The organism is Thermodesulfobacteriota bacterium (assembly GCA_034189135.1).
Lineage (GTDB): Bacteria > Desulfobacterota > Desulfobacteria > Desulfobacterales > JAUWMJ01 > JAUWMJ01.
In genome coordinates, this window is record JAXHVO010000060.1 from 1 (window position 1) to 7,081 (window position 7,081).

General features: G+C 43.9%; 5 protein-coding genes. 3 read left to right on the forward strand and 2 right to left on the reverse strand.

The annotated features are described in order from the left end of the window. Positions 1-586 precede the first annotated feature (586 nt). Together SWH54_08225 and SWH54_08230 are read left to right on the forward strand one after the other, a co-directional pair. Complete coding sequence (locus SWH54_08225) at positions 587-2,476, forward strand: GNAT family N-acetyltransferase (protein ID MDY6791238.1); 1,890 nt, start codon at positions 587-589, stop codon at positions 2,474-2,476. Between the two features lie 301 nt (positions 2,477-2,777). Continuing rightward, positions 2,778-3,449 (forward strand): cytidylate kinase-like family protein, encoded by a 672-nt coding sequence (locus SWH54_08230; GenBank protein MDY6791239.1) that lies wholly within the window; start codon positions 2,778-2,780, stop codon positions 3,447-3,449. A gap of 256 nt (positions 3,450-3,705) precedes the next feature. Here SWH54_08230 and SWH54_08235 read toward each other — a convergent pair whose 3' ends face one another. After that, entirely contained in the window at positions 3,706-3,882 is a 177-nt protein-coding gene (locus SWH54_08235) for a hypothetical protein (GenBank protein ID MDY6791240.1), read from the reverse strand. 268 nt (positions 3,883-4,150) lie between these two features. Here SWH54_08235 and mtnA point away from each other — a divergent pair, with 268 nt between their 5' ends. Continuing rightward, a complete protein-coding gene (gene mtnA, locus SWH54_08240) occupies positions 4,151-5,266 on the forward strand; it encodes an S-methyl-5-thioribose-1-phosphate isomerase (GenBank protein ID MDY6791241.1) in 1,116 nt (371 codons plus the stop codon). A gap of 10 nt (positions 5,267-5,276) precedes the next feature. On the opposite strand, the gene SWH54_08245 is transcribed toward mtnA, so the two are convergent. Then, positions 5,277-7,081: response regulator (locus SWH54_08245; GenBank protein MDY6791242.1), on the reverse strand; the 1,805-nt coding region annotated here is incomplete at its 5' end.

Genomic DNA, 7,081 nt, shown 5'->3' on the forward strand with positions numbered 1-7,081 from the left:
TTGGATTTTGGTCACAGAATCAGCGCTGTTACCTTTAATCCAAAAGGAGCATTTTTTAAATACTCAGCATAGCTTTTGCCATTCTCCCCAGCTTAGCTGGGGGTTTAGCTCTGTAATTAAGCGTCAAGGTTATATTTATGGATTGGCGCCGTCCTAAAAGTCACCGGTAGTATATGTCAATTTTAAAATTTATTTTTGCCCCTTACCGGCGATGGCTTAAGATAAACTAAAGGATGCGAAAATTGAGTTAACGAATAAAACCACTATGCAAATATAGCCTGCAAATAAAATAAGTTATCATTCATCCAGACTTGACATTCAACCAAATAAGATTTATTTTATAACACGATTAAAATTAGCCAAATCCGGTGTGCCAGCTACTCTCCTTCTCTCTTACTGAGCAGACAGTAAATATAAACCATCTGAAATCCTTTTGCTTCTCCTCTCAAATAGACTCAAACCTTATAATTAGTATAACGCCAAGATTTTTTTAAAGTTGAAGTCGGCAAATCACACACATATTGAGATCCGTGTTTCTGTATACATTTGTTTTTATCTAAATGAATATTAATGCGGAAATGAATAAATGAGAGATTCAGTCTATACAAAATGGGAAGATCGAATTGTTTCTTCAGAAAGGGTCATAGAGAAAATCCGGCCCGGTATGAGCATTTTTGTTGGGACCGGTGCAGCTGAACCGCGGACGCTGGTAAAAAAGCTGATGAGTTCCGATTCCGGCAATTTACAGGATCTGGAACTCATCCAGCTGGTCAGTTTCGGCGATGCCATATCCCTGAAAAAACTCCGGCGTCACCAGTACCGCCTCAAAACTTTCTTTTCCGGTTGGGTAGCCGACGAGGCCATTACTGAAGGACAGGTAGACCTGGTTCCAAGCCGTTTTGCATGGATACCGAAACTGATTGAATCCGGACACATCTCCATTAATGCGGCATTTATTCAGGTTACGCCACCTGATGGAAATGGTAATTGCAGCCTTGGCGTAGCGATAGATGTGGCCCGGCAGGCTATGGAACGCGCTTCATTGGTGGTGGGAGAAATCAACACACAGATTCCACGCACTTACGGCGATACGTTTGTCCACATTTCCGATTTTGACCTGCTGGTACATTCTACCCAGGAGCCCATTTATTTCGACCGCTGGCTGGTAAGTGACATCTTTGATAAAATTGCGATTAATGTCAGCTCGTTGATTGAAGATGGAACCTGTATTGCCTTTTCCATCGGCCCCCTTTTCGAAGCTCTGGGGCGTCATCTGATCCACAAACGACATCTTGGCATTCATTCCCCTTTCTTTACTGATTCCCTCATGGATCTTGTGACAAGCGGCGCTGTGACCAATCGTTATAAAGAGACTTACCGGGGCAAGTCTCTGGCTTCCTATGCCTTGGGGACCCCCAAGCTTATGTCCTGGCTGGACCAGAATCCTTTGGTTGAATTTCAGGGAATCGATAAAGTGTTCCATCCCAGCCAGATTGGTCGTAATCCCCGGTTCATTGCTGTACTTCCGGCCCGTAAAGTGGATTTGTCCGGTCGGATTGCACTTCAGATAGGTAAAGGCAATGTCGCCACCGGCCCGGCGGAAGTACTGGATTTTTTCCACGGAGCTGAAATTTCCGCAGGGGGTCGCACCGTTTTTGCCATTCCCAGCCGAAATCGAAACGGTAAATCCAACATACGGGTCTCTATCAAAGAGTTTCCAAATCAGTTCAGTCTGCGGGAATCGATAGATATGGTGGTTTCTGAGCATGGTGTAGCCTCTCTAAAAGGATATACGATTCGGCAGCGAGCCCAAGCCCTGATAGATATTGCCCACCCGGATGACCGACCGGCACTCATAGATCAAGCCAAAGCGGAGAAAATCATCTATCATGATCAGATTTACCTGGCGGAAAGTGCCCATCTATATCCCAAAGAGATCACCCAAAAACATACATTTAAGGGCGGCATAGAGGTCAGTTTCAGAGGCATTAAGCCTTCAGACGAAGAAGAAATGCGCCGTCTTTTTTACCGTTTTTCCGACATGGCAGTGTATTATCGATATTTCGGTCACATTGCAGCAATGCCGCATACCAAGACCCAGGAGTATGTAAATGTAGACTGGAATCACACTATGTCCATTGTGGGCCTGGCAGATGACGCCGGTCACACCCGTGTCATTGCAGAAGCAAGATTCATTAAAGAACCGAACGGATCTTATGCAGAAGTCGTCTTTGTGGTTGATGAAGAATACCAGGGTTTGGGTATAGGAACCTATCTTTATAAAATGCTGGTCCATTTGGCTAAAGAAAGGGGCATCATAGGCTTTACTGCCGATGTACTGTTTTCCAATATAGGAATGATGAAGGTTTTCAAAAAAGGAAAATTACCGGTAAAAGCGACTCTGGAAAACGGGGTTTATCAATTGACCATCCCCTTTGACACCAAACCATCTTCATTCGGCAGTAATATTCATTAATAAATCAAGGCGTAACATATGTGGATGACCTTGAATTTCGATATTCGGCATTTATACTGTTTCTCAAAAATATATTCCGTTTTAAACGATGAAAAACTCGTTTATAAGAAATTGTAAAGAAAGAACTCACTGTCTTTATAATAATTAGTTTCGGTATGACAACTACTTCAATAAATAAACAATATTGTACTTAAGTTCTTTCTTAACAATTTCTAATTCACTCAGACAGTTTCCTCATTTAAAACGGAACATATTTTTGAGAATTACTATAAACCAAATAGATACGAAATAAGGAGGTAATATGAAGACCCCAAAGCGCTCAATCCCCAAAATGATTGAAGAGCAGGTTAAAAAATGGCAACTAATGAAAATAAAAGAAAAAAAGGAGGCCAAAATTTTGCCTGTGATTACGGTTTCCCGGGAGCCTGGGAGCGGTGGCCGTATAATCGCAACACAACTGGGTAAAAAGCTCGGTTTTGATGTATTGCACCAGGAAATCATCAATGAAATGGCCGAAAGTGCCCAGGTAAACACCCAGGTTCTACATACCCTCGATGAAAAAGGGATTTCAGTGTTAGAAGACTGGATCACCTCTCTGGTCAATACCCGTCACCTTTGGCCGGACCAGTATCTCCGACATCTTATGAAAGTGATCGGAACCATTGGAAAGCATGGAAATGCAATCATTGTCGGCCGGGGGGCTAATTTCGTGCTTCCTCCCCAGGGAAGGACAAGGGTGAGGATTGTGGCCCCACTGGAAGTAAGAGTGGAAAATGTATCCCGCAATTTCAATGTTTCCGCTGAAGACGCAAGGCAGCGCATTATTCGGACTGAATCTGAACGCAGGGCCTTTATTAGAAAGTATTTTAATACGGATATCACCGATCCCATCAACTATGATCTGGTGCTGAACACAGAGACATTAAGTGTCGAAGCCGCCGCGGATGCCATAAAAAGCACCCTGGAATTCTGATTGGCAGTGGTTCTCCAGTTAAGATGATCTTTGCCATTTTAAAACTTCACAGTCTCTATTCCCATCCGTTTGATACCTTACGCGCTGTCAGTGCATCGCTTTCTGTAAAATAGGAGAAGGAAACTTGAACTGTTCCATAATTTTGTTGTAATTCTTAATTGTTTTCCTATATATAGCCTGAACGGAAAGTCCAATTCAGGCTAAACGCGAACAGGGTCCCATTCTCCAGCTATTTAAGGGATCGGGGAGTTTCTTATCAATGGCCTTTTTTGTCAATCCTTTGCGCTTTAATGATTGATAGAGGTTCGTCCGGGGAAGCGCCCCATTCGGCCGTACAAGCCTTAACAATAATATCGAGAAACAGACATACGGCAGCTATCTCGCTGAGATTCGATTTGAGCCAGCCCCCATAAACAGATTCCCACGGTGGCAATGATTGTCGCTGCCTGCCTTGGTTTAACGCAAAAGATAGGGGGCGTACAGAGCGCTTTACTCATTTGTTAAGGCTTGTACGGCCGAATGGGGCGCTTCCCCGGACGAACTGAGTAGAAATAGAAAGGCTCCCCGACCCCTCAGCTCAGCTATTTGATACCCATTTATTCTGGGCAGGAAAATATTCAAATATAGCTTTACCTTGGAGTGGTCACGTCCTATAGTTTTATTTAAATGTGCATGATATTGTTTCCCGAAAGGTTTAAACCATGAAAGTAAACGGTAGGCAAATGCGCCCCATATGGCTGGACGAAAACTCAAAAATTGTAAAAATTATTGACCAGAGACGTCTTCCCCACGAGTTTGTTGTTGAAGAGTTAACAACAGTAGATGATGTCATACGGGCAATCAAAGACATGTATGTCAGAGGGGCACCGTTAATCGGCGCCACTGCAGGATACGGTGTATATCTGGCAACCTTAAATTCTCCAAGCACAACTATGAGTAAAGATTATCTCTTAAAAGAGTGCAATAAAATTAAATCTGCCAGACCCACGGCAGTCAATCTTATCTGGGCGACGGACAGAGTTCTGGCTAAAATTCTGGAACTAGACAGTGCCATAGAAGCAATTGCCGCGGCAAAAAAAGAGGCTGAAAGGATTGCCGATGAAGAGGCCGAAAACTGCAGAGACATAGGCAACCACGGCTTGAAACTGATTGAGCAAATCAGTCGCTCAAAAAACGGAAATACGGTCAACGTACTGACCCATTGCAATGCAGGCTGGCTTGCCTGCGTTGAATACGGCACGGCCACCGCCCCCATTTATGCGGCATTTGACACAGGAATAGATGTGCATGTATGGGTGGACGAAACCAGGCCCCTTAACCAGGGAGCAAGGCTGACTGCCTGGGAACTTGAAAAACATGGGGTAAAACATACGGTCATTACCGACAACGCCGGCGGCCATCTCATGCAACACGGCCTGGTGGATATGGTGATCGTCGGTACGGACCGAACCACCTATACCGGTGATGTTGCAAATAAAATCGGTACCTACTTAAAAGCGCTTGCAGCCCGTGACAATCATATTCCTTTTTATGTCGCTCTTCCGTCCAGCACTTTTGACTGGTCATTGAGAAACGGAATCAAGGAGATTCCCATAGAAAAACGTGATCCGGATGAAATAAGATACATACAGGGCTTAGATAACAACACCCTATCAAGAGTGCTGGTTCCTCCCCCTGAAAGCCCAGTGGCAAATTACGCATTTGACGTCACGCCGGCAAGGCTTGTAACCGGTTTTATAACCGAAAGGGGAATCTGCCAGGCAAATGAAGAGGATATAAAAAGATTGTTTCCGGAAAAAATATCGGCGCGTAAATAGGACCCTTGATTCAACTCTGTTTATTTTCCAACTCGTTTTTTATAGCGATTCCTATTTTTTCTATAGTGTATGGTTTTTTAATATAGGCGCCGGCACCCAGTTTCTGAACCTGTTTGACCCTTTCTGATGCAGAAAACCCGCTGGCAATGATCGCTTTTTGATGTGGATGCAACTGGAGAATTTTTTTATACGTTTCCAGACCATCAATGCCAGGGTCCATGATCATATCCAAAACCAATAGATCGGCTGAATGATCCTTCATGTACTCAAAGGCTTCTTCACCACCTGATGCGGATGCGACTGAATAACCCAATTTTGTTAGCAACCGGGATGCAATGTCCCGCTGTTCTTTAATATCATCCACTATCAAAACGGACTCACCCTTTCCCCTATATTCTTCCACTGATACGGTTCTTTCCTTGGCTTCTTTTTCTTTCCTGGTTACCGGAAAATAAAGGGTAAAGGTCGTGCCTTTTCCTATCGTGCTTTGAACATCAATATATCCTCTATGGTCTTTCACCGTCCCCCACACCACCGCCATGCCTAATCCGGTCCCGCTTCTTCCCATTACCTTTTTGGTAAAAAAGGGCTCGAATATTCGCTCTAAATCCCCTGCCGAAATTCCTGCGCCGCTATCTGATACGATTAAGACCACATAATCGCCTTCTTTGATATTGTCATAACCTTTGATGGGTTGATCAATATACCTGCTTTCCGTTGATATGATGATGCTTCCGCCATCCGCCATGGCCTCTGCAGCATTACTAACCAGGTTCATGACCGTTTTCGACAGGTGAACCGGCGAACCCATTATATTCAGCAGGTCTGTTTCAAGATTGCGTTCAATTTTAGCATGGGGATGAAATTCTATTAATTTTGCAAATTCCGGGGATTCAAGATATCGATTGATAATTTGATTCAGGTTGGTCACTTCCGTAGCGACAATCCCCCTTCTGGCCAGTGTCAACAGGTCCTGAACAATAGCAGCTGCTCTTATTCCCGATTCTTGAATCGATAAAATGGGTGTTCTCAGGGGACTTTCTTCGGGCAGCTCCATCAATATTAAATCCGGATAACTCACCGTAGCGTTCAAAACATTGTTAAGGTCGTGGGCCACCCCACCGGCAAGGGTGCCGATGGCCTCCATCTTTTTGGCATGGGCCAGTTGTGTTTCCAGTCTGCGCCGTTCACGCTCTGCATGTTCACGCTCTTTTATTTCATGTTTAAGATCAATATTGGCTTTGGATAATTCCGCCGTACGTTCCTGTACCCTTTTTTCCAGCTCTTCCTGAGCTTTACGCAGCCTGATATCGGTCTCTTTCAGCTCTTTGATGGTTGTATTCAACTCATCGTTCTTGGAAGTTAATTTTTCTTCTGCCGTTTCTCTGAAATATTCAAACGCGAAAGAGAAGATAAAAACCACAATAAAGGAAGGAATAAATCGGATGATAAAATCTTTGGAATAATGGGTTAAATAGGGTAAATCGACATCGGCGGCAAAGAATATAATGGCTAAAAGTAAAAGGAGCATCGTTGCCGCCGCCCCTTTTTTGGAACCAAGCAGGAATGATGAAAATAGGGGAAACGTGTAGTACCACAGGTGAGCGGTATTATTCACCCCTCCGGTAGCCAAAAGGTAAAAAAACAGTATGCCGGCGGTGGCAATGCCAAATACACAGGCAAATTGATAATTCTCACCCCAATTGAGCGAAAAAAAGTAGTAATAACCATCTAAAAAAGCTGGAAAAGCCTTTAGAATAAGGGTATACAGATGGTGACGAAACCAAAAACCCAAATTCTGAAAGGCTTTCATAG